Genomic DNA, 23,897 nt, shown 5'->3' on the forward strand with positions numbered 1-23,897 from the left:
ATGTTGCATAATACTTTTCAGGCGCTGACATGTCCTGAGGGTTCTTCTTAGGAAGAATTTTAAATTTAATTGCCATAATTTTTACAATTAAATGAAACAATAATTAGTTAGCGAAGTACATACTAAAATAGTATGCCTTTATGCTTTTACAAAGTTTAAAAATTTGTAGGAAAAACAAAAGTCAAAGTTATTCACAATTGAACGGAGTTTTTAACATTGTTGTTTTCTAATGTTGAAAACTTAATTCATTGATTTTCAGCAAATTGCCTTTTTGAAGGAATAATAATAAAAAATACCAAAAGCCCAGTAAAACAAAGGGGTTAGCGTTCTTTTTGTTTCTTTATTATAAAAAGCGCATAAGCTAATTCATCAAGCGCTTTTTCATTTCCTCAGTTAAAAAAAAAGAATCAAATGAGTAAAAAACAGATTGTAAGCAAACGAAATGCTTATATGATATAAATGGTATGATAAATTTACTCATGAGAGCATGTAAAACTATATCAAATAAAAGAACCTCAGCTTCGGAAATTGTAAACTCTACAAAAGAAAAAACCCGACAGTTTTAAAAACTATCGGGTTTGCATAATATTATAGATTCTGAAATCAATTTTTCAACGAAGTCAACAGAAATCAGAATGATAAAAATCTTAAATTTCTCTGTTGATGTCCCAAGACTCTAACAAGTCAGCTACACGTTTCACAAAACTTCCCCCTAATGCACCATCAACTACTCTGTGGTCATATGAGTGTGACAAGAACATTTTTTGACGAATACCAATGAAATCACCTTCTGGAGTTTCGATAACCGCTGGTACTTTTCTAATGGCTCCTAAAGCTAAAATTCCCACTTGTGGTTGGTTGATAATTGGAGTACCAAATACGGAACCAAAAGTTCCCACATTAGTCACCGTATACGTTCCACCTTGTGTATCGTCTGGTTTTAACTTACCTGCTTTAGCACGGTTTCCTAAATCATTCACCGCTTTCGCCATACCTACTAAATTCAATTGATCTGCATTCTTAATTACAGGAACAATTAAATTACCATTTGGTAAAGCCGCAGCCATTCCTAAATTGATATTTTTCTTTTTGATAATATAATCGCCTTCAACAGAAATATTCATTCCTGGGAACTCTTTTAATGCTTTAGCTACTGCTTCCATAAAGATAGGAGTAAAAGTTAATTTTTCACCCTCTCTCTTTTCAAAAGCATTTTTGTTTTTATCTCTCCACTTAACAATATTGGTAACATCAACTTCAATAAAAGACTGAACGTGAGCAGAAGTCGCTTTAGATTCAACCATATATTTTGAAATCAATTTACGCATTCTGTCCATCTCAACAATGTCATCTCCGCCATTTACAGAAACTGGAACAGCTTGAGAAGCAGGAGCGACTGTTTCAACCGCTGGAGTAGCTTTTGGAGCAGAAACAGGTGATGGAGTTGCAACAACTGGTTGTGCTCCTCTTGTTTTAATGTAGTTTAAAATATCTTCTTTATTAACTCTTCCGTCTTTACCCGTACCGTTAATTGACTCCAATTCAGCTAACGAAATTCCTTCTTCCTTAGCAATATTTTTTACTAAAGGTGAAAAGAATTTTTCTGAGTTAGAAAAATCTGCAGATGTAACTGTTTCTTTAGCTGTTTCAACCGTTTGCGCTACTTCGGCTACAGCAATAGGCGCTTCGGCTTTTGCAACTGGTGCTGCTTCAGCATTACCGCCTTCTGTTTCAATAATAGCAATGGTTTGACCAACCTGAACGACATCATCTACATTAAATAAAATCTCTACCAACGTTCCAGCAACCTCAGAAGGCACCTCACTGTCTACTTTATCTGTCGCGATTTCTAAGACGGCTTCGTCCATTTCAATCGTATCCCCTACATTCTTTAACCAATTTGTAATAGTTGCTTCTGCAACACTCTCTCCCATTTTAGGAAGCTTTAATTCAAATCTTGCCATATATTTAATGTAACGTTGTGTTCTCTAATATTGGTTGCAAAAATAATAATTTTTCTCTCCTTTTTTAAGAATATGATAATTTATTTTAAAAATAACACTTCTCCTCTATTGTTGGCATCATTACTCCCAATACAATAATTTGAAGTCGCTATATAATTTTTAAACGTAATGTGTTTTGTTGCTTTTGAATGCATAAAACTACTAATTTCTTTGAAACTGAAAGTCGTGGTATCAAAAATTACTTCTATCTTTTTTTTTGAATCTGGAGCAAATAAATTAAAATCAGTCAAATAACCTATTTTTTTATCCTCTGCAATGGGAATTTGAAAATTGACATTTCTGGAAAAAACTACATATTCGTCAATAGTAACAGCTCTATTTTGTTGTTGTGTTTTCTTGAAAAAACTAAAAATGATACTACCAAAGCGCATTATGTAATCAAAAACAATTGACTTTTTAAAGTGTTTTCCATAAAAAAACTGCATGGCTTCTTGAAATCGCTTCATGTAAGTTACATCTCTAACGGTACTTTCTCCTTTATAATGAATAACCGTTGTTTCTGCAAAATAAAAATTGGCTTTCCCTAATTTACGAATCATATAACTCAAATCAATATCATCAGAATACATAAAGCAATTTTCATCAAATCCGCCCACTTCAAGATATAGTTCCTTTTTCATCACCATAAAAGCCCCTACTAAAATATCGACTTGTCCATTTTCATCCTTGGTTAAATGTTGCGCATAATATTGATTAAACCATTTAGTCGTTGGAAACCATTTATACAATCCAAAAATCTTTGTAAATGCCACCCAAGGTGTTGGAACGCCTCTTTTACTCTCTGGAAGAAACCGCCCTGTGCCATCTATTAATTTACAACCAATAATCCCTACATTTAAAGGTATACTTTTTCCAATAGAAGCTAAAATTTTCACAAACGTATCTTCTGCCACCACAGTATCGGGATTTAAAATACAGATATATTCCCCTTTTGCTTGTGCAACTCCGATATTATTTCCTTTGGGAAAACCTAAATTATCTTGATTCACAATAAGCGTAACATCAGGGAATTTAGTTCTCATCATTTGGCAACTATCATCCGATGATGCATTGTCTACAACAATAATCTCCCCATTTATATGCGCTAACGCTTTTTGAACGCTATAAACACATTGTTCTAAAAAGTAGCGGACATTATAATTGAGAATAATAACAGACAGTTGCATTTTTAAGTACTAATTTGAACATTAATCCATTCGTTGATGAGCAAATATAATTTGAAAATTTGAATAATATTGAATGTGGGTACATATATAAAACACTATTTTTGCAAAACGATTGGCACATTGCCATATTGTCTAATTGACAAATTAAAAAATGAATTACCTTTCAGTTGAAAATATAGCCAAGCATTACGGAGAGCGCACTTTGTTTGAAAATGTATCTTTTGGAATTAATAAAGATCAGAAAATCGCATTTATCGCAAAAAATGGTTCGGGAAAAACAACCATTATGAATATGCTTACGGGCAAAGACGAACCCGATTCGGGTCAAGTTGTTGTTCGAAAAGACATAAAGATGGCATTCTTGGCGCAGGATAATAATCTACAGGATGAATTAACCATTGAGGAAAGTATTTTTGCCAGTGATAATGACACCTTAAAGGTCATTGAACGTTATGAAAAAGCATTACAGCATCCAGAAGATGAAGAAGCGTATCAAAAGGCTTTTGACGATATGGATAGGCATAACGCATGGGATTTTGAAACACAATACAAACAAATTTTATTCAAATTAAAACTTGAAGATTTAAAACTAAAAGTAAAGAGTCTTTCTGGAGGGCAAAAAAAACGTTTAGCACTTGCCATCATACTGATAAACAGACCCGATTTATTAATCTTAGATGAACCAACCAACCATTTGGATTTAGAAATGATTGAATGGTTGGAAGATTATTTTGCTAAGGAAAACATCACACTTTTCATGGTAACACACGATCGTTTTTTCCTTGAACGAGTGTGTAATGAAATCATTGAACTCGACAATGGTAAAATTTACCAATACAAAGGAAATTACTCTTATTATTTACAGAAAAAAGAGGAACGAATAGCTTCTGAAAATGCGAGTATTGACAAGGCACAAAATTTATTTGTAAAAGAATTAGCCTGGATGCGACGTCAACCAAAAGCAAGAACAACCAAATCCAAATCGCGTCAAGACGACTTTTATGTGATCAAAGAAAAAGCCATGAGTCGTAGAAAAGAAAACGTGTTGGAATTAGAAATCAACATGGAACGCATGGGAAGTAAGATTGTTGAAATGGTAAAATTGCACAAAAAATTCAAAGATAAAACCATTTTGAACGACTTTAACTATTCATTTCAACGAGGTGAACGTGTGGGAATTATTGGGAAAAATGGAACAGGAAAATCTACTTTCTTAAATATCTTAACCCACACACTTGAACCAGAGGCAGGAAAAGTAATTATTGGAGACACCATTAAAATGGGATATTATACCCAAAGCGGTATTAATCCAAAACCCGGTCAAAAAGTAATTGAGGTTATCAAAGAATATGGCGAATACATTCCACTAACAAAAGGAAAAATCATTTCGGCCTCCCAATTATTAGAACGCTTTTTGTTCGATTCGAAAAAACAATACGATTATGTAGAGAAATTAAGCGGTGGTGAATTGAAACGATTGTATTTATGTACCGTATTAATTCAAAACCCCAATTTCCTAATTCTGGATGAGCCAACGAATGACTTAGATATTGTGACATTAAACGTATTGGAAAACTTTTTACTAGATTATCCAGGATGTTTAGTAGTTGTGAGTCACGACCGTTATTTTATGGATAAAATTGTAGATCATTTATTTGTATTTAGAGGCGAAGGAGAAGTAGAAGATTTTCCAGGAAATTATTCTGATTGGCGAATTTATGAAGATTCAGTAGCTCCAGTCAAAGAAGAAAAAATAGATTCAGATAACGCAAAATCTTGGAAAGAAAAACAAGTAAAAGCAGGATTGACCTTCAATGAACAAAAAGAATTTAATAAAATTGAGCGTGAAATCAAAGATTTAGAAACCAAGAAAAAAGAAATTGAACATATTTTTGCTTCAACAGAATTAAATCATGAAGAAATAGAAAAAAAATCAAATGAATTACAAAAAATAATATCTGATTTAGAGTCTAAAGAAGAACGTTGGTTTGAGTTGAGTTTGAAAATGGAATAAAATCTTTTTTACTCGGTAAATTTGTAAATATGTTTCATCTAATTAAATCATACTTATCCTTCATTCTTAAAGCTAAAAACGAACACGGTGTACATTCCCCTTTTGTGTTTGATTTGGTTTGTAAATGCTTTTATGATTTAACAAAATATCCCGAATATGATGCATTAGATGAATATAGAACCTCACTTTTAAACAACCATACAACTATTGATGTAACTGATTTCGATACAGATTCTCAAGCTATTAAATCCAATACGCGTGAAATTGCTGCAATTGCAAAAAACGCTGGAATTTCAAGAAAAAGAGCCCAATTGTTATTTCGATTGGTACGTTATTTTCAACCTAAAGAAATTTTAGAGGTTGGCACTTCCTTAGGATTAGCTACTTCTGCTTTAGCACTGGGAAATACTAGAGGTAAAATCATCTCTTTAGCTACTTGTCCCAACACACAAAATCAATGTCAATTGCATTTACAAAAGTTTAATATCAATCGTGTAAATTACATTACAACTGAATTTTCAAGCTTTTTAAACAGTATCGACTTTACAACTTCGACTTTCGATTTCATTTATTTCCACAGTAATCATTCCAAAAAAGCAACTTTAGAATACTTTGATACTTTATTGCCAACTATCACCAACGAAACCATTTGGATTTTTGAGGACATCCATAGGGCACAAGAAAAGGAAGAAGCATGGCAAATAATTAAGAATCATCCAAAAGTTACTGTATCAATTGACACGTATCAATGGGGACTGATTTTCTTTAGAAAAGAACAAAACAAAGAGCATTTCTACATTAAAACTGAACAAAATTTAAGCTCAAAGTTTTTTAAAAAAATAAGAATATAAAAAAGGCAGCTTACAACGTGGTAATACTGCCTTTTTCTAACCAAAAAAACCTAACTAACCTACTTTTATTTTTCATTTGAACGTGCACCAATACGGTCTATTCGCAATTTAGCATTCATTTTAAATTTAATCACGCCTATTCTTGAACGCTCCTTTGACGATAACTCCGCTTCAATTCTTTTTTTACGTTCGTTTAATGCTACCAACAACAACTTAATCTCATCTATTTCTTGTTTTGTGTATTCATGGTTGTGCTCTTTGTATACTTCAAATAATTGTTCATAAACCGCCAAGGCATTCTCCGTGGTTACCCAATTAAAATTTCTATGTTCATTAACTTTACCAACTCCAAACAAAGAGTTTCTCAATGACTGAAGTGGAGACAATGAACTTTTAACTATATTGTTTTTTACTGTTTCTGAATATTTAACATACTTTGTTTTAGTCTTTTTAAGTTTTTCAACTTTTTTTGCACGTTCTTTTTCAGACAACTCTTGCATCGCTTTTTCAGCTTCTTGAGAACGTATTTCAAATTCAGCTTCAATTTTAGCTAAATTAGGTTCTGCTTCATCCATCGTAACTTGATTTAAAGAATCCACAAACTTTTCATATTCAGCTATAGTTTGCTCAGCTTGCAGCTTGCGTTTCTTCATTGGACTTACATGAAACAATTACAACTACACTTGCCAAGACAAATACTATTCTTATGGTAATTTTCTTCATTTGACTAACCTCCATTTTAATAGAGTAAAATTATTCATTTAAAAAGAATTAAATATTATATAATTCCCACATTCATTTACAAAAATCACACATTATGACCAATAACATGTAACATTTTAGATCAATCATCGTCCTATTAAAAAAAATAAAAAAAAGATGAGTCAACCTATCATAGACATTAAAGGAATTACTAGAGATTTCCCTCTAGGCAATGAAACGGTACATGTATTAAAGGGAATTGATTTAGTAATAAATAAAGGAGAATATGTTGCATTAATGGGACCTTCAGGTTCAGGAAAATCAACATTGATGAATATTTTAGGTTGTTTAGACACCCCAACATCAGGTAGTTACATTTTGAATGGCAAACTAGTAAGTGAAATGCACGACGATGAATTAGCCGAGATTAGAAACAAAGAAATCGGATTTGTATTTCAAACATTCAATCTAATGCCACGAACAACTGCTTTAGACAATGTAGCCTTGCCTATGGTTTATGCAGGAAAATCAAAAGAGGAACGAAATTCCAGAGCTACTGAAGTTTTAACTCAAGTTGGTCTTTCAGACAGAATGGACCATAAACCAAACCAATTATCAGGAGGACAACGACAACGAGTTGCTGTAGCTAGAGCATTAGTGAATAAGCCTTCTATAATTTTAGCTGACGAACCTACGGGTAACTTAGACAGCAAAACTTCTATTGAAATCATGAAGTTATTTGGTGAAATTCATGCTAATGGTAATACGGTAATTCTAGTTACTCACGAGGAGGACATTGCCGCTCATGCACATAGAATCATACGCGTTAAAGATGGCATCATTGAAAAAGACGAAAGACAAAAGTAAAACTTAAAAAAAATTGGTATTTTTCAACACTTACAAATAACATTTTTGACCTTGTTACAATGCATTTTTTGACAAGAAATCTAACAATTAATTGAAAATTAAATATTGATAAGTCCTTCGAAAACAAAAGTAGCAGGTCCTGTCAAAAAGACATTTTTATAAGTTTGATCTACTTTTTCAAAACTAACTTTTAATTCACCACCTGGAACATGAAGTTGAATTTGGTTTGAATTAGTTTTACCTGTTTCATACATCGCTATTGCAACAGCCGTAACACCTGTTCCACAGGACAAGGTTTCATCTTCTACCCCTCTTTCATAAGTGCGTACTCTGAAAGAATTCATATTGTCTTGTTTTACAAAATTAACATTACTCCCTGTCTCGCCATATAAATTAGAATATCTAATTTGAGCTCCTTGTGTTTTAACATCAATAGTTTCTAAATTATCAACCAGTTGAATGTGATGAGGCGAACCCGTATATACAAAATCATAATCATCATACAGCTCAACTTGGGTCACATCAATCATTTGTAAAGCAATTAAATCCTTCTCAATTTTAGCATAATGGTAACCGTCAGAGGCTTCAAAATGAGCTTCTTGTTCAATGATTCCTAGTTTTTTTGCAAATGCCACTAAACAACGTCCTCCGTTTCCACACATAGTGCTTGTGCTTCCATCCGCATTGTAATAAACCATTGTAAAATCATACGTCTCATGCGTTTCTAATAACATAAGTCCATCACCACCAATGCCAAAACGGCGGTCGCATAGAAAAGCAATTAGTTTGGTATCATTTTTGGGAAAAGTAGATTGTCTGTTATCAAAAATAACAAAATCATTACCCGTTCCATGGTATTTATAAAATTTAAGTTGCATAATTTACATTTGTAATACAAAATTAGGTAAAAATGCGTTATTTTAAGCGATATTATGTTCAAAAAAGAAAAGGAAGAAAAATTAAATTATTAAAAACTTGTTAAACATTGTTAAGCAGGCGTTAAACGCATTTTAATACTAAAAATACTGTTATATATTTACATTCACAAAAGTCCCAATAGTTAAAAGATTATGGAAATGAAAAATTTAGGAAACTTATTTTTGGTCTCTTTGTTAAGCGGAGCTACAACACTCAGCGCTTATAAAGTTTTTATTGAAAAAGGAAATTCTAGTTCCATCATTACCTCTGCCCCACAATATTCAAAATCTGTTGGTTTAGTTCCAGAAGGATATGACTTTACAGCAGCAGCAGAAAAAGCAGTTCATAGCGTAGTTCACGTTAAAAATGTATCAGTAGTTACTTATAATGATCCTTGGGCGTCTTTCTTTTATGGACGTGGTGGAACCCAACAATATGAACAAGTTGGAACAGGTTCAGGTGTTATTGTTTCTGAAGATGGTTACATTGTTACAAATAATCACGTAATAAAAGATGCCACCGAACTAGAAGTGACATTAAACAATAATAAATCATATAAAGCAAAATTAGTAGGCACCGATTCTAAGATGGACATTGCATTACTAAAAATTGACGCCAATGAAAAATTACCTTTTATTGTTTTTGGTGATTCCGATTCAATAAAAGTAGGTGAATGGGTTTTAGCCGTTGGAAATCCGTATAACCTAAACTCAACAGTAACAGCAGGAATTGTATCTGCCAAAGCGAGAAATTTAGACAAAGCAAGCATACAATCATTTATTCAAACAGATGCTGCAGTAAACCCTGGAAATTCGGGTGGTGCTTTAGTTAATGCAAGAGGTGAATTAGTCGGCATCAACACCATGATATCCTCGCCTACAGGAAGTTACGCAGGATATTCTTTTGCCGTACCTTCAAATATCACAAAAAAAATCATTGAAGATTTAATGCAATTTGGAAATGTACAACGTGGCATTTTAGGTGTTGAAGGCGGTGAATTAAATTCTGAATCAGCTAAAAAATTAGGGATTAATCAAACCGAAGGTGTTTATGTAAATAAAGTAAACAAAAATTCAGGTGCTCAAAAAGCTGGAATTGAAAAAGGTGACATCATCATAAAACTGGACGACAAAAAAGTCAATAGTAATGCCGAATTAACTTCGATAGTTAATACTAAGCGCCCGAATGATTTGGTTAAAGTAACTGTTCTTCGTGATGGAAAACAAATGAATATTCCTGTGAAATTAACCAAAAAAGAATTAATTCAATATGAATTTAACGGAATTGAGTTTGAAGATTTATCTGATGCTGATAAAAAAACATACAATATTAAATCAGGTATAAAAATTAAAGAGGTAACAAATAAAGATTACACTGAATATGCTGAAGATTTAAAAGGTTCAATTGTTTTACGAATTGACAATTTAAGAGTAACCGATATGGAAAGTGTTTCCTCTTACTTAGCCAAAAAAGAAGAAGGACAGAAAGCACAATATGAAATTATTGCCAAAAATGGTCGTATTTATCGAATCATTCTTTAAATTTTAATTTTAATTACTTAAAATGCCTAGTAAAAGCTAGGCATTTTTTATTGAAAAAAAGTTTGAAATTTTATTAACGAAAACGTTTGAAATTTCATATTTTTGCATCGGTTTATTAAACAACACTTAATAAAATTTCATGGATAACAACAGTATTTACGAGAAAGAATTAGCTTTTCAAGCAGATAGAAGGAAAGCTTGTGTAGAATTCGTTAGAATCATTAGCGATTTATGGTATGACAAATCAATTGAATTAGTTTTATTTAGAAACCAATTAATTGACAGAAATGTAAGCGACATCATCAACTTACATGAATATGCCGTAGCATTTGTAAAAAAACCAATCAATATTTTTGATTCAGTTGAAATTGCAAGAGCTATTGAGGACTTAGATTTACCACCTTCAAGAATTGACATTGGTAAACTAACGTATGAATATCATTTAGAAGATAACAAATACAATGATGCTAAAGCATTTGTAATTGATAAATTAAAAGATGCTAAAGACACCTCAGAAATTAAACCAAAGGATGTAGTTCTTTATGGTTTTGGTCGTATCGGTCGTTTATTAGCTCGTGAAATGATGAGTAAGATTGGTAAAGGTCAACAATTGCGCTTAAGAGCTATTGTAACTCGTGATAAAAATGATGCTGTTTTATTAGAAAAACGTGCTTCTTTATTGCGTTATGACTCTGTTCATGGTGATTTTGAAGGTTCTGTTTCTGCAGATGTTGAAAATCAAGCTTTAATCATTAATGGAACTACAGTTCATGTTATTACAGCTAATGGCCCTGAAGAAATTGACTACACACAATACGGAATTAATGACGCCTTAGTAATTGACAATACTGGTGCTTTCACAACAGAGGAAGCATTAAAACGTCATTTAACTTCAAAAGGAGTTGAAAAAGTGTTATTAACTGCACCAGGAAAAGGTGTGCCTAATATTGTTTATGGTGTAAATCATGAAGATTACAATCCTGACGAGGTAGTTATCTATTCAGCGGCTTCTTGTACTACAAATGCTATTACTCCAGTTTTAAAAGCAATGGAAGATACTTTAGGAGTAGTAAAAGGACATATTGAAACTATTCATGCCTATACAAATGACCAGAATTTAGTTGATAACATGCATAAAAAATACCGCAGAGGTCGTTCTGCAGCATTAAACATGGTTATTACTGAAACTGGAGCTGGAAGTGCCGTTGCTAAAGCATTACCTAGTTTAGCTGGAAAGTTAACTTCAAATGCCATTCGTGTACCTGTTCCAAATGGTTCATTAGTAGTATTAAATTTAGAAGTAGGTAAAACTACCACTAGAGAAGAAGTAGATGCTATTATGAAAAAATATGCATTAGAAGGAGATTTAGTTGAACAAATTAAATATTCAATGAACAATGAATTAGTTTCTTCTGATATTGTAGGAACTTCTCAGCCTTCTATTTATGACAGTAATGCCACTTTAGTATCAACAGATGGTAAAAATGTTGTATTATATGTTTGGTATGACAATGAGTATGGTTACAGTCACCAAGTAATCCGTTTAGCTAAATATATTGCTAAAGTTAGAAGATATACTTACTATTAATAGGTTAGAATTCAAATAGTAAAAACCGTTCTGATTCATTTAGAACGGTTTTTTTTTGTATCTTTAATTATCTAACAAACTTAATGTGATATGAAAATTTTAAAAAAATTACTCTTAGGAATTGGTATAATAATAGCGGGTTTACTCATTGCTGCAATATTCATCCCAAATGAATACAAAATTACGTATACTGTTACCATTCAAAAACCTCAGAAGGAAGTGTATGATTATGTAAAAATGTTAGGTAATCAAAAAGAATGGAGTACATTTATGGAAGCCGATCCAAATGTAAAAATCACTTATTCAGGAAAAGATGGAGCAGTAGGTGCTACACAATATTGGAAAGGCAATGAAGATGTAGGGGAAGGAAGTCAAAAAATAATTCGCTTAGACGGAGAACGAATTGATGTTGAACTTCACTTTATAAAACCTTTTGAAGGCATAAACAGGGCTGGTTCGATCATAAAACCCATTACAGCTAACAGTTGTACCCACACAGAAGTATTTTATGGACGTGAATCATATCCTAAAAACCTACTAAACATCCCCATGAAAATGATGCTTGAAGAATATTTTATCAAAAACGGAAATAACTTAAAAAAAAGATTGGAAAATAAATAAAGCAAAGTGGTTCTCACTTTGCTTTATTTATTCTTTCTTTTGAGTAAAATAATAAACAGGAATCCCTAATAGTACAATCGCCAAACCAAATCCAGTATTCTTAGTATCATAAATAAAAAGTATAGCACAAATAAGAGTTGTCATTACAATATAAAACATTGGAACTATCGGATAACCCAATGCTTTGTATGGTCGCTCCATTGTAGGCTCTTTTTTTCTTAAAATAAAAATTCCATATATAGTTAAGATGTAAAACAATAAAGATGCAAAAGTAGCATAGGTTAACAAGTCGCCATATTTTCCAGACAAACACAAAACACATGCCCAAGCACATTGCACCCACAATGCTTTAGCTGGCACATTATTTTTATTTAATTCTCTGGCTTGTTTAAAAAACAAACCGTCATTAGACATGGCATAAAACAATCGACCTCCAGCCAAAATAATACCACTATTACAACCAAATGTAGAAATCATAATTAAAGCGGCCATTACAAAAACGCCTATATTTCCTAAAATGATATTTGCTGCTGCTGCACCCACTCTATCTTCACTAGCAAACATAATCCCTTTAGTTAAATCAGTTGTACCATTTGGATCTCCTAACACAGGCAATAAAGAAAGATAAGCCAAGTTAGCTAAGATATAAACTATTGTTACAATTAAAGTTCCTAGAAACAAGCTTCTTGGAATGTTTTTCTTAGGATCTTTAATTTCAGCTGCAATGAAAGTAACATTATTCCATGCATCACTAGAAAAAAGAGAATTAATAATTGTTGCTCCAATAGCCCCAACTAAAGCTAATCCAGACAATTCTGTAAATGAAATTGTTTTATCTTCATTAATTACAGTCTTAAAAGCAGCCCAAGGATTTTCAAAATTTTCACTTAAAACATTGGATTCTAAACCTATATACAACCCCATAATAATCAAAGCAAATAATGCAAACAATTTGGCCGCAGTAAAAAACAACTGCACTTTTTTTCCACTTTCAATACCATTTGTATTTATATAAGTCAAAAGTAAAATACTTAGAATAGCTACTATTTGTTTAAAAGTGATGGTTAACCAAGCTGTTTCAAGAATAATGGTTTCTAATTTAGGAATGAAAACAGCAGTATAATTAGCAAAAGCTACTGCTACAGCAGCAATAACTCCTGTCTGAATTACAGTAAAGACGGTCCATCCATATAAAAAAGAAACTAATTTTCCATAAGCTTTTTGAATATATACATACTGTCCTCCTGCGTTAGGCATCATTCCCGCTAACTCTCCATAACTGAGTGCAGCAGACATTGTCAACAATCCAGTAAGCAGCCAAGTGAAAAGTATCCATCCTGCCGAACCTAAATCTCGAGCCATAGCAGCAGTAACAATAAAAATTCCAGAACCTATCATTGAACCAGCAACAATACTTGTTGCATTGAGCAAGTTTAATTCTTTTTTAAATCCAATAGTTGTTTCACTCATTTTATTAACATTTTGGCTAAAGATAATAAAAGGAAACAAAATAAAACAAAAATGACTAGATTACTCTAGTCATTTTTTATTGAAGAACTCTATTTATTTGAACAAATCTTCGGGCATAATAAGCTTCATTAACCGATGAAACAATCACCCCACTATTTGTAGAAGAATGTATAAATTTAATATCATTATCACTTACTTCTGTAATTAAACCTACGTGACTAATTCCACTTCTTACCGTTTTAAAAAAAATCAAATCTCCTTTTTGAGCTTGAGATCGATCTATTTTTATTCCAATATTTGCCATTTCCCAAGAAGACCGAGGTAGGTCCATTTCTAAATATTTGAAGGTATAAGAAACAAATCCAGAACAGTCAAATCCTCTTCTATCATTTCCTCCACTTCTATAACGAACACCCAAACATTCTGAAGCTTTTGAAATTAAAAACTGTGCTTTTGTTTCAGCTGTTGCATCCATAGGAGGAACAAAAGTAGGTGTGTTCTCTTCTTCGTATTCCTCAATTGTTTTTGGTTTATCTTCAATAGTAACTAAATTCTTTTTTAATACCAATACTTGTCCAGGCTTTAGTTCTTTGATATTTGGATTCAATTCGTCTAATTCAGCAACAGTTAATCCATATCTTTTTGCAATCCCAAACTTAGTTTCTCTTGGCTGTACTTTATGTCGCTCTGTTAAGGAATCTATTTCTGCTTTGACTTCTTCTTTTTCTTTATCTGTTAACTCTAAATCAATTTTTTCTTCAACTATTGGTTTCTTTTTTTCTTCCTTCAATTTTTTCTCCTTCGTTATTGCTATGTCCTTACCTGGAATAAAAACAACATCTTTAATATCTAGCTTATCATTTTTCACTTGAGGGTTGGCTAATCTTAACTCTTCAACTGTTACATTATATTTTTTGGCAATTACAAAAAAAGATTCTCCTGATTCTACTGTGTGTTTTTGTGCTTTTCCCGAGAGTTTATTTTTAGATACTTCTTTATTTTTTTCTTCTTTCGGTAATTTAACACCTTTAGGTAGTCGAATGATCGCACCAATTTGCAAATTTTCTGGTTTAATTTCAGCATTTAATTCGGTCAATGTTTCATAACCTACATTAAACTTTCTTGATATAGTATAAAAAGATTCTCCATTTTGAACAGTATAGATATTCCCTTTAGGAACAACCAATTTCTTGGTTTCTTCTTTTTTCTTGGATGTCTTTGGAATTATTAATTCCATATCTAAAGCTAGAACTCCTTTAGCTTTAGGATTTAAATCAAAAATTTCTTTTTCAGTAACATTGTATTTTTTAGCGATACTATAAACGGACTCTCCTTGTACCACTTTATGTTTAATTTTTTGCTGAGCATTAATTAAAAAGGTGGCAAATAAAAAGATGAAAGTCAATAGCTTTTTCAATGTCATGATAAAAAATTTTGGATGGATTATAAATTGAGGGTTGCAAGTTATAAAAACCAACTTTAAATTCGATGCTTTTAACAGTATTTTATAAAGTCAAAATAAAAAAGGCACTCTTTTTCAGAGTGCCTTTAATTTTAAATCATAAGATATTTAAGCTGTTGCAATTAAATTAAGTGCACTACCTGCTTTAAACCATTCTATTTGACTTGCATTATAGGAATGCATTGCAACAAGAGTATCCTTAGTTTCATCTGTATGAACTAACTCAATTAGCAAGGGTTTACCTGGAGCAAATTCAGTTAAGTCTATAAAATTAAATGTATCATCTTCTTGAATTTTATCATAATCTGTTTCATTGGCAAAGATTAAAGCTAACATACCTTGTTTTTTCAAATTTGTTTCATGTATTCTAGCAAAAGATTTTACTAAAACAACCTTTACTCCCAAATGTCTTGGCTCCATAGCTGCATGTTCTCTTGATGAACCTTCACCATAATTATGATCCCCAACAACAATTGAAGGAATTCCTGCAGCCTTGTAAGCTCGTTGTACCTTAGGCACTTCGTCATAACTTCCTGTTATTTGATTCTTAACAGCATTGGTTTTGTGATTAAATGCATTTTCAGCTCCAATAAGCATATTATTTGAAATATTGTCTAAATGTCCTCGATAACGCAACCAAGGTCCAGCCATAGAAATATGGTCTGTAGTACATTTTCCAAAAGCTTTAATTAATAATTTAGCACCTACAATATTTTTACCATCCCATGGTTCAAAAGGATCTAATAACTGTAAACGACTTGAAGTTGGAGAAACAACTACTTCAACTGTAGCGCCATCAACAGCAGGTGCTTGAAAACCTGAATCTTCTACTTCAAATCCTTTAAGGGGTAGTTCTTCTCCATTTGGTGGCATCAATTTGACTTCATCACCTTGATCATTGATTAATGTATCTGTAATTGGATTAAAATCTAGTCTTCCCGCAATGGCTAAAGCAGCAACGATTTCTGGTGAAGTTACGAAGGCATGCGTATTTGGATTACCATCTGCGCGTTTTGAAAAATTACGATTAAAAGAATGTACTATGGTATTTTTTTCTTGCTTATCCGCACCGGCTCTATCCCATTGTCCAATACAAGGTCCACAAGCATTTGTAAAGACTTTTGTCCCCATCTTTTCAAAATCTGCAATGATTCCATCTCTCTCAATTGTATATCTTATTTGCTCTGAGCCTGGATTGATACCAAACTCTGCTTTTGGACTAATACCTAGAGCTACGGCTTGCCTAACAATGGAAGCAGCTCGTGACATATCTTCATAGGATGAATTAGTACATGAACCAATTAATCCCCATTCAACCTTAATGGGCCAATCATTTGCTTTTGCCTCCTCTTTCATTTTAGAAATTGGAGTACCTCGATCTGGTGTAAATGGACCGTTGATATGTGGTTCTAGTAATGACAAATTTATTTCAATTAATTGGTCAAAATACAATTCTGGTTGGGCATACACTTCTGGATCAGCAGTTAAATAAGAGGCAATAGCATCTGCCGCTTCCACAACATCTTTTCTTCCTGTTGCATTCAAATATCTCCTCATTGAATCATCATATCCAAATGTTGAAGTGGTAGCACCAATTTCTGCTCCCATATTACAAATAGTGCCTTTACCTGTACAAGACATTGCTTGAGCGCCTTCTCCAAAATATTCCACTATAGCACCAGTTCCTCCTTTAACAGTTAAAATATCGGCTACTTTTAAAATTACATCTTTTGGAGAAGACCAACCGTTTAATTTACCTGTTAACTTCACCCCAATTAACTTAGGAAACTTTAATTCCCAAGACATTCCAGCCATAACATCAACAGCGTCTGCACCTCCTACACCAATAGCTAGCATCCCAAGACCGCCAGCATTTACTGTATGTGAATCTGTTCCAATCATCATTCCTCCTGGAAATGCATAATTTTCCAATACAATTTGGTGTATAATACCTGAACCCGGTTTCCAAAATCCAATACCATATTTATTAGACACAGAAGAAAGAAAATCAAATACTTCTTTTGATTGTGAATTGGCAACTTTTAAATCAGTTTCGGCTCCAACTTTTGCTTGTATTAAATGATCACAATGTACTGTTGTGGGCACTGCTACCTTTTGTTTACCTGCATGCATAAATTGTAAAAGTGCCATTTGAGCTGTTGCATCTTGACAAGCTACTCGATCAGGAGCAAAATCAACATAATCTTTACCTCTTTGATAAGCTTTTGAAGGCATCCCTTCCCACAAGTGCGCATATAAAATCTTTTCAGAAAGCGTAAGAGGTTTCCCTACTATTGTTCGTGCCAAATCGATCCTATCAGCCATTTGAGCATAAACATTTTGAATCATATCAATATCAAAAGCCATACATTTACAATTAAAAAATTAATAATCACTAATTTACAAAAAATTAAAGAATAAAAAAAGCCTGAGCGAAACACTCAGGCTTAATTTTTTGTTAATTTATATATATAAATTTATCCAACTAACAATTTGTGTGAAGGTGCAAACTTGGTCAAATTAATTCCTTCAACTGCTTGCACATATTCCTCAATAGATGGTGTTCTACCTAAAATAGTAGACAATACAACCACTGGAGTTGAAGACAACAATGACTCTCCTTTTTTCTCAGCAGAATCTTCAACCACACGTCCTTGGAATAAACGCGTTGAAGTAGCCATTACCGTATCTCCCTTAGCCGCTTTTTCTTGATTACCCATACATAAATTACAACCTGGACGCTCTAAATACAGCATGTTTTCATATTCAGTACGCGCAACAGATTTTGGATTAGTATCATCAAATTCAAAACCAGAATATTTTTGTAATACTTCCCAGTCACCTTCAGCTTTTAACTCATCCACAATATTATATGTTGGAGGTGCTACTACTAATGGAGCTTTAAACTCAACTTTACCATATTGTTTTTCAATATTTTTCAACATTTGAGCTAGGATTTTCATGTCGCCTTTATGTACCATACAAGAACCGATAAATCCTAAATCTACTTTTTTATCCCCACCATAGAATGACAACGGACGAATAGTATCATGAGTATAGCGCTTAGATACATCTTTATTGTTTACATCTGGGTCAGCTATCATAGGCTCAGCAATAGCATCTAAATCAACCACTACTTCAGCATAATATTTAGCATTAGCATCTGGTTTAAGTGCTGGTTGTTCACCTGAACGGATTTCTGCAATTCTTTTATTTGCCTTATCAATTAAACCTTGAAGCACTTTATTAGCATTATCCATTCCCTTATCAATCATGATTTGGATTCTAGATTTAGCAATTTCTAATGACTCAATTAAGGTTTCATCTTCTGAAATACAAATTGATGCTTTTGCTTTCATTTCAGCCGTCCAATCTGTAAATGTAAAGGCCTGATCTGCAGTTAATGTACCGATATGCACCTCAATAATTCTTCCTTGGAATACATTTTCACCACCAAACTGATGTAACATTTGTGCTTGCGTAGCATGAACTACATCACGGAAATCCATATAAGATTTCATTTCACCTTTAAAGGTAACCTTTACAGACTCAGGAATTGGCATTGAAGCTTCACCTGTAGCTAAAGCTAATGCAACCGTACCTGAATCAGCTCCGAACGCAACCCCTTTTGACATACGGGTGTGTGAATCTCCACCTATAATGATAGCTCTATCATCAACCGTAATATCATTTAAAACCTTATGAATAACATCAGTCATTGAATGATATACTCCTTTTGGATCACGAGCAGTAATTAAACCAAAATCATTCATGAACTTCATTAATTTCGGAATATTTGTTTGTGCTTTTTTATCCCAAACCGAAGCTGTATGACAACCCGATTGGTACGCTCCATCTACAATTGGAGAAATTACAGTAGCCGCCATTGATTCCAACTCTTGAGCAGTCATTAAACCCGTAGTATCTTGAGATCCTACGATATTTACAGTTACACGTACGTCAGATCCAGCATGTAATACTTTTCCAGGAGTTGTTCCAACCGCATTTCTATTGAATATTTTTTCAACTGCTGTTAAACCTTGTCCTTCATGAGATACTTCTTTAGAAGGAGCAAAAACTACTGGTGCTTCAATTCCTAATGTTTTAGCAGCAAACGTTTGGATTTTTTTACCAAAAACAATCGCATAAGAACCACCTGCTTTGATAAATTCCATTTTTTGCGGCGTGAATGATCTTGAAATATCAATCAACTCTTGGTCACCATTGTATAACTTTTTAGTTTTAGTATTGATGGTTAAAACAGTACCCGTAGCAACAGAATATTTCTGTTCTAAAACTGGTTCTCCATTCTCATCACGAACAACTTCACCATTTTCATCCGTTTTCTTTACCCAGTTTTTCAAATCAATTCCAATACCACCAGTTACATCAACAGTAGTCAAGAAAATAGGTGATATACCGTTTGTACCTGCTACAATTGGAGCAATATTTACAAATGGTACATAAGGACTTGCTTGCTTTCCTGTCCAAAGTGCTACGTTATTAACACCAGACATACGAGACGAACCTACACCCATAGTTCCTTTTTCAGCAACTAACATTACACTTTTATCTGGATGTTGCGCTTGTAAAGCTTTAATTTCTTCTTGTGCTTGAGCGGAAATCATACATTTACCATGCAATTCACGATCTGATCGAGAGTGTGCTTGATTTCCTGGAGATAATAAATCTGTAGAAATATCTCCTTCACCTGCTATAAAAGTAACAACTTTAATTTCCTCGGGAACTTCTGGTAATTTGGTGAAAAATTCAGCTTTAGCGTAGCTTTCTAATATAGCCTTAGCAATTAAATTTCCATTTGTATAAGCATCTTTTAATCGATATGTATCTGCTTCATATAGAAATACTTGTGTTTTAAGCACTTCAGCTGCTTGTTTTGCAATTGCTTCATTCTGACCTAAAGCTAAATCTAACAAAACGGCTATTGAAGGACCACCCTTCATGTGTGATAATAACTCGAAAGCAAAATCAGGCGTTATTTCAGCCACCTTTTCTTCACCTAAAATAATTTCTTTTAAGAATTTAGCTTTTACTCCTGCGGCAGGAGTTGTTCCAGGCAATGTATTGTAAATAAAAAAGTTTAGACAATCAGGTCTATTAGGGTTTGCTGTATCTTTAATTTGTGCTATAACTTCACTTAATAATTCAGCAGTATCAATTGGCTTTGGATGTAATCCTTGTCCTTTTCTTTCTTCAATCTCTTGAATGTAGTCGTTATAAATACTCATTTTAATTTTTCTATATTAAAGTTGATTTGTTTTTTTAAGCGTTACAAATTTAATAAATCCGAATGAGATTAAAAAATTTTTAATAAAAATGAAGATTCTAAGAATTATTATTTATAATTATTCTATTTTGATAAATTAAGCTCAAAAAAAGGATGAAAAAACACGATATTTTTACAAATTATTAATTTTTGAAAATTAAACTACGAATTTCTAAAAAAAGCACTGTCGATTTTATCAAATTATTAAAAAATCATTCTTCAAAACACTTCTTTTTTATGGCTAAAAAGCCAATTATAAATAGTATCTTGATGAAATATTTTTTCAACATTGGCGTGATTTCCACCATGTATTACAGTAAATGTAACCTCTGAATCTTTATTACATTTTTTAATGGCTTCATATATTTTTTTTGATTCCCGCATGTGAACAACAAAATCTTTATCACCATGGTATATCCAAATTGGGACTTTAGACAAGGAACAAGCATCAGTAACATTTCCACCGCCACAAATAGATACAGCCGCAGTTACCCTATCAGGATACTTACCAACAAAATGCATTGTACCATAGCTTCCTAAACTCATTCCACAAACATAAACCCGCTGTTTATCTGTATTATAATTTTTTTGTACATAATCCAAAACCTCTAGAACGTTATCAGGATTCCAACCTCCATTAGCCAATTGAGGAGCAACCACTACAGCATTAATTTTTCGTCCTTTCTCTATTGCTCGAAGAACACCATATCGTTTTACTCGATGCATATCGGTACCTGACAAACTTTTACCATGTAGAAAAAGAAGGACTGGTACCTTTTCTGTAGATTCATTTTTAGGAACTTGAATCCAAAAGGGATAGTTAGTTTTCCCAACTATGGTGTGTAATTTTTCCTCTGGTTGTTGAAAAGACAATAAAAAGAGAATAAATAAGGCCAAAAATTTTCTCATAAAGATGTAAAAAAAGTGCTCGAAAGCACTTTGGTATTAAAATAATTTTTGAATAATGTCTTCTTCGGTAATACCTTCAGCATCAGCTTTATAATTTTTAACAATTCGATGTCGTAATATACCAAATGCTACAGCTTGAACATCCTCAATATCTGGCGAGAACTTTCCATTGATTGCAGCATGTGTTTTAGCTGCTAATATTAAACTCTGCGAAGCTCTTGGACCAGCCCCCCAATCTAAATAATTTTTCACTAATTCAGGTGCTAAAATGTTATTAGGACGTGTTTTAGAAACTAGTGTAACAGCATACTCAATTACATGATCTGTAACAGGAATTTTTCTTATTAGATTTTGATAGTCTATAATTTCCTCAGCCGTAAAAAGTGCATCTATTGTAACTTTAATATCAGAAGTAGTTGCTTTAACCACTTGGACTTCTTCTGTAAAAGAAGGATAATCTAATTTTATGGCAAACATAAAACGATCTAATTGTGCTTCGGGTAACGGATAAGTACCTTCTTGCTCGATGGGGTTTTGTGTAGCCAATACAAAAAATGGCAAATCTAATTTATAATGATGTCCAGCTACAGTAACTGATTTCTCTTGCATAGCTTCTAACAATGCGGCTTGAGTTTTAGGAGGAGTACGATTAATTTCATCTGCTAAAATGATGTTAGAAAAAATAGGCCCTTTGATGAACTTAAAACTTCTTGATTCATCTAGAATTTCACTTCCTAAGATATCAGAAGGCATTAAGTCAGGCGTAAACTGAATGCGTTTAAAATGCAATCCTAATGCCTGTGAAATGGTATTAACCATTAATGTTTTTGCCAACCCTGGGACGCCTACTAACAAAGCATGGCCTCCTGAAAAAACACTTAATACGATTTGATTAATTACTTCATCTTGTCCAACAATGACTTTTGCAATTTCTTGCTTAAGTTGTTTTTGCTTTTGGACTAATTTTTCAATTGCCGCTACGTCTGACATATCTTTAAACTAATAACAATTATTTTTTTAACCAATTATTTGTAAATACGCAATCTTTGTATTCACCATTAATCTTAATATAATTCTTTTCAATATTCTCTGTTAACCATTTTGCTACTTGTTTATACTGCTTATCAGTTAAGGCTAACTCTTTTACTTTTAAATAATCAGAAACAAAATCAGCTTTGTGTTCCTCTGTTTTTTTATTAATTTTTAAAATTTTAAAAAATTTAGATCCTTGCTGACTTTGATCAACAAAAACTTGAGAAATTTGACCTTGACTTAATCCATTTACTTGATTGTATAATGAAGGATCTAGCTTAGCAACTTCAAATTTTGGTTCAGAAGTTCGAGGATTTAATAATACTCCACCATTATTCTTAGTGTCTTTATCATCTGAAGATGTTTTTGCTGCCTCTTCAAAAGTTATTTCTCCTTTTTCGATTTTCGATTTAATTTCTTCAATTTTATTAGCAGCCTCTTTTACTGATTGAGGTGTTACTTTTGGTGAAATTAAAATATGTCTCAACTCAATATCCTGACCGATGATTTTTTCTACTTGAATGATGTGAAAACCAAAATCAGTTTCAAATGGTTCAGAAATCTCACCCTCATTTAAACGAAAAGCAACATCTTTAAATTCTTTAACAAACTGAGTTTTTTTATTAATTTTATAGTAGCCTCCGTTTGAACTTGATCCCGGGTCTTCTGAATAAATTACGGCTTTACTGGTAAAACTTGACGATCCATCCAAAATATCTTTTTTAATAGCTTTTAATTTATCTATAACCAACTGTTTATCTTCTTTGGTTATAACTGGTTTAACAACTATTTGTGCTATTTCTACTTCTGCTCCAATATTAGGTATCTCATCCTTTGGAATACCATTATAAAATTGCTTTACTTCTTCAGGAGTTATAGTAATATCGTCAACAATTTTCCTTTTCATTTGTGACGAAAGCTTATTCATTTTAATAATTTCAGAAAAATAACTTCTAAAATCTTGCTCATCTTTTTTCTTATAATATTCGTATACTTTTTGTTTAGAACCAATTTGCTCAACCATAACATTTAATTGCTGATCAATGTATTGATTGATTTCTTCATCAGTTACAACAATACTATCTTGAATAGCTTGATGAGCAAATAACTTTTCTTCCAATTGATTTCCTAATAACTCACAACGAGTAATATTTTTTGTATCTACCCCTTGAGTCTGTAACTCAATATACATTAAATCGATATCTGAATCGAGTACAATAAAATCACCTACGACAGCTGCTACACCATCTACTTTCTGTTTATTTTGAGCGAATGAGAATGATATCCCTAATAAGAACACCAAGGCAATAAGTTGTGGGTTATTTAAAAATTTCGAAATCTTTGTCTTTAATAGCGTCATTGGTTATTTCTGTTTGAATTTTATTTATTAAATCTTTTTTTCTATTATTCAAAATAATTTGCTTTATAGTAGGTTTAATATATTG

General features: G+C 32.6%; 17 protein-coding genes. 6 read left to right on the plus strand and 11 right to left on the minus strand.

The features are described 5' to 3' along the window. Positions 1–647: 647 nt before the first annotated feature. Together QZ824_RS04965 and QZ824_RS04970 are read right to left on the minus strand one after the other, a co-directional pair. Positions 648–1,964 carry a dihydrolipoamide acetyltransferase family protein gene (locus tag QZ824_RS04965; protein WP_291274912.1) on the minus strand — a complete coding sequence of 439 codons (1,317 nt, stop codon included), beginning with the start codon at positions 1,962–1,964 and terminating at the stop codon, positions 648–650. An 80-nt stretch (positions 1,965–2,044) separates the two neighbouring features. Continuing rightward, complete coding sequence (locus QZ824_RS04970; RefSeq protein WP_291274913.1) at positions 2,045–3,190, minus strand: glycosyltransferase family 2 protein; 1,146 nt, start codon at positions 3,188–3,190, stop codon at positions 2,045–2,047. Positions 3,191–3,341: 151 nt separating this feature from the next. On the opposite strand from QZ824_RS04970, the gene QZ824_RS04975 reads away from it, so the two are divergent. Together QZ824_RS04975 and QZ824_RS04980 are read left to right on the plus strand one after the other, a co-directional pair. After that, positions 3,342–5,204 carry an ABC-F family ATP-binding cassette domain-containing protein gene (locus QZ824_RS04975; protein WP_291274914.1) on the plus strand — a complete coding sequence of 621 codons (1,863 nt, stop codon included), beginning with the start codon at positions 3,342–3,344 and terminating at the stop codon, positions 5,202–5,204. Between the two features lie 29 nt (positions 5,205–5,233). Then, a complete protein-coding gene (locus QZ824_RS04980; RefSeq protein WP_291274915.1) occupies positions 5,234–6,055 on the plus strand; it encodes a class I SAM-dependent methyltransferase in 822 nt (273 codons plus the stop codon). A gap of 65 nt (positions 6,056–6,120) precedes the next feature. Here QZ824_RS04980 and QZ824_RS04985 read toward each other — a convergent pair whose 3' ends face one another. After that, positions 6,121–6,708 carry a hypothetical protein gene (locus QZ824_RS04985; RefSeq protein WP_291274916.1) on the minus strand — a complete coding sequence of 196 codons (588 nt, stop codon included), beginning with the start codon at positions 6,706–6,708 and terminating at the stop codon, positions 6,121–6,123. A 226-nt stretch (positions 6,709–6,934) separates the two neighbouring features. Between QZ824_RS04985 and QZ824_RS04990 the strand changes: the two genes are divergently transcribed. After that, positions 6,935–7,624: an ABC transporter ATP-binding protein gene (locus QZ824_RS04990; RefSeq protein WP_291274917.1), complete on the plus strand. Its 690-nt coding sequence runs from the start codon at positions 6,935–6,937 to the stop codon at positions 7,622–7,624. Between the two features lie 98 nt (positions 7,625–7,722). On the opposite strand, the gene dapF is transcribed toward QZ824_RS04990, so the two are convergent. Beyond that, positions 7,723–8,502 carry a diaminopimelate epimerase gene (gene dapF, locus QZ824_RS04995; RefSeq protein WP_291274918.1) on the minus strand — a complete coding sequence of 260 codons (780 nt, stop codon included), beginning with the start codon at positions 8,500–8,502 and terminating at the stop codon, positions 7,723–7,725. A gap of 198 nt (positions 8,503–8,700) precedes the next feature. Here dapF and QZ824_RS05000 point away from each other — a divergent pair, with 198 nt between their 5' ends. The 3 genes from QZ824_RS05000 (at position 8,701) to QZ824_RS05010 (ending at position 12,292) form a co-directional block, all read left to right on the plus strand. Further along, positions 8,701–10,083: a Do family serine endopeptidase gene (locus QZ824_RS05000; RefSeq protein ID WP_291274919.1), complete on the plus strand. Its 1,383-nt coding sequence runs from the start codon at positions 8,701–8,703 to the stop codon at positions 10,081–10,083. A 139-nt stretch (positions 10,084–10,222) separates the two neighbouring features. Continuing rightward, entirely contained in the window at positions 10,223–11,671 is a 1,449-nt protein-coding gene (locus tag QZ824_RS05005; protein ID WP_291274920.1) for a glyceraldehyde-3-phosphate dehydrogenase, read from the plus strand. A 90-nt stretch (positions 11,672–11,761) separates the two neighbouring features. Next, positions 11,762–12,292 carry an SRPBCC family protein gene (locus QZ824_RS05010; protein ID WP_291274921.1) on the plus strand — a complete coding sequence of 177 codons (531 nt, stop codon included), beginning with the start codon at positions 11,762–11,764 and terminating at the stop codon, positions 12,290–12,292. Positions 12,293–12,319: 27 nt separating this feature from the next. Here QZ824_RS05010 and QZ824_RS05015 read toward each other — a convergent pair whose 3' ends face one another. The 7 genes from QZ824_RS05015 to QZ824_RS05045 form a co-directional block, all read right to left on the minus strand. Continuing rightward, positions 12,320–13,762, minus strand: a complete 1,443-nt coding sequence (locus QZ824_RS05015) for an amino acid permease (protein WP_291274922.1) — start codon at positions 13,760–13,762, stop codon at positions 12,320–12,322. Positions 13,763–13,838: 76 nt separating this feature from the next. Beyond that, the gene (locus QZ824_RS05020; protein WP_291274923.1) at positions 13,839–15,185 is read right to left on the minus strand and encodes a LysM peptidoglycan-binding domain-containing protein; all 1,347 of its coding nucleotides are present in this window, start codon (positions 15,183–15,185) and stop codon (positions 13,839–13,841) included. Between the two features lie 147 nt (positions 15,186–15,332). Next, positions 15,333–17,591: an aconitate hydratase gene (locus tag QZ824_RS05025; protein ID WP_291274924.1), complete on the minus strand. Its 2,259-nt coding sequence runs from the start codon at positions 17,589–17,591 to the stop codon at positions 15,333–15,335. Positions 17,592–17,701: 110 nt separating this feature from the next. Beyond that, complete coding sequence (locus tag QZ824_RS05030; protein ID WP_291274925.1) at positions 17,702–20,473, minus strand: bifunctional aconitate hydratase 2/2-methylisocitrate dehydratase; 2,772 nt, start codon at positions 20,471–20,473, stop codon at positions 17,702–17,704. A 257-nt stretch (positions 20,474–20,730) separates the two neighbouring features. Further along, positions 20,731–21,420: a prolyl oligopeptidase family serine peptidase gene (locus QZ824_RS05035; RefSeq protein ID WP_291274926.1), complete on the minus strand. Its 690-nt coding sequence runs from the start codon at positions 21,418–21,420 to the stop codon at positions 20,731–20,733. A gap of 36 nt (positions 21,421–21,456) precedes the next feature. Continuing rightward, a complete protein-coding gene (locus QZ824_RS05040) occupies positions 21,457–22,410 on the minus strand; it encodes a MoxR family ATPase (RefSeq protein WP_291274927.1) in 954 nt (317 codons plus the stop codon). A gap of 19 nt (positions 22,411–22,429) precedes the next feature. Next, a complete protein-coding gene (locus QZ824_RS05045; RefSeq protein ID WP_291274928.1) occupies positions 22,430–23,752 on the minus strand; it encodes a peptidylprolyl isomerase in 1,323 nt (440 codons plus the stop codon). Positions 23,753–23,897 lie beyond the last annotated feature (145 nt).

The sequence above is a fragment of the Flavobacterium sp. genome, assembly GCF_021151785.1.
Lineage (GTDB): Bacteria > Bacteroidota > Bacteroidia > Flavobacteriales > Flavobacteriaceae > Flavobacterium.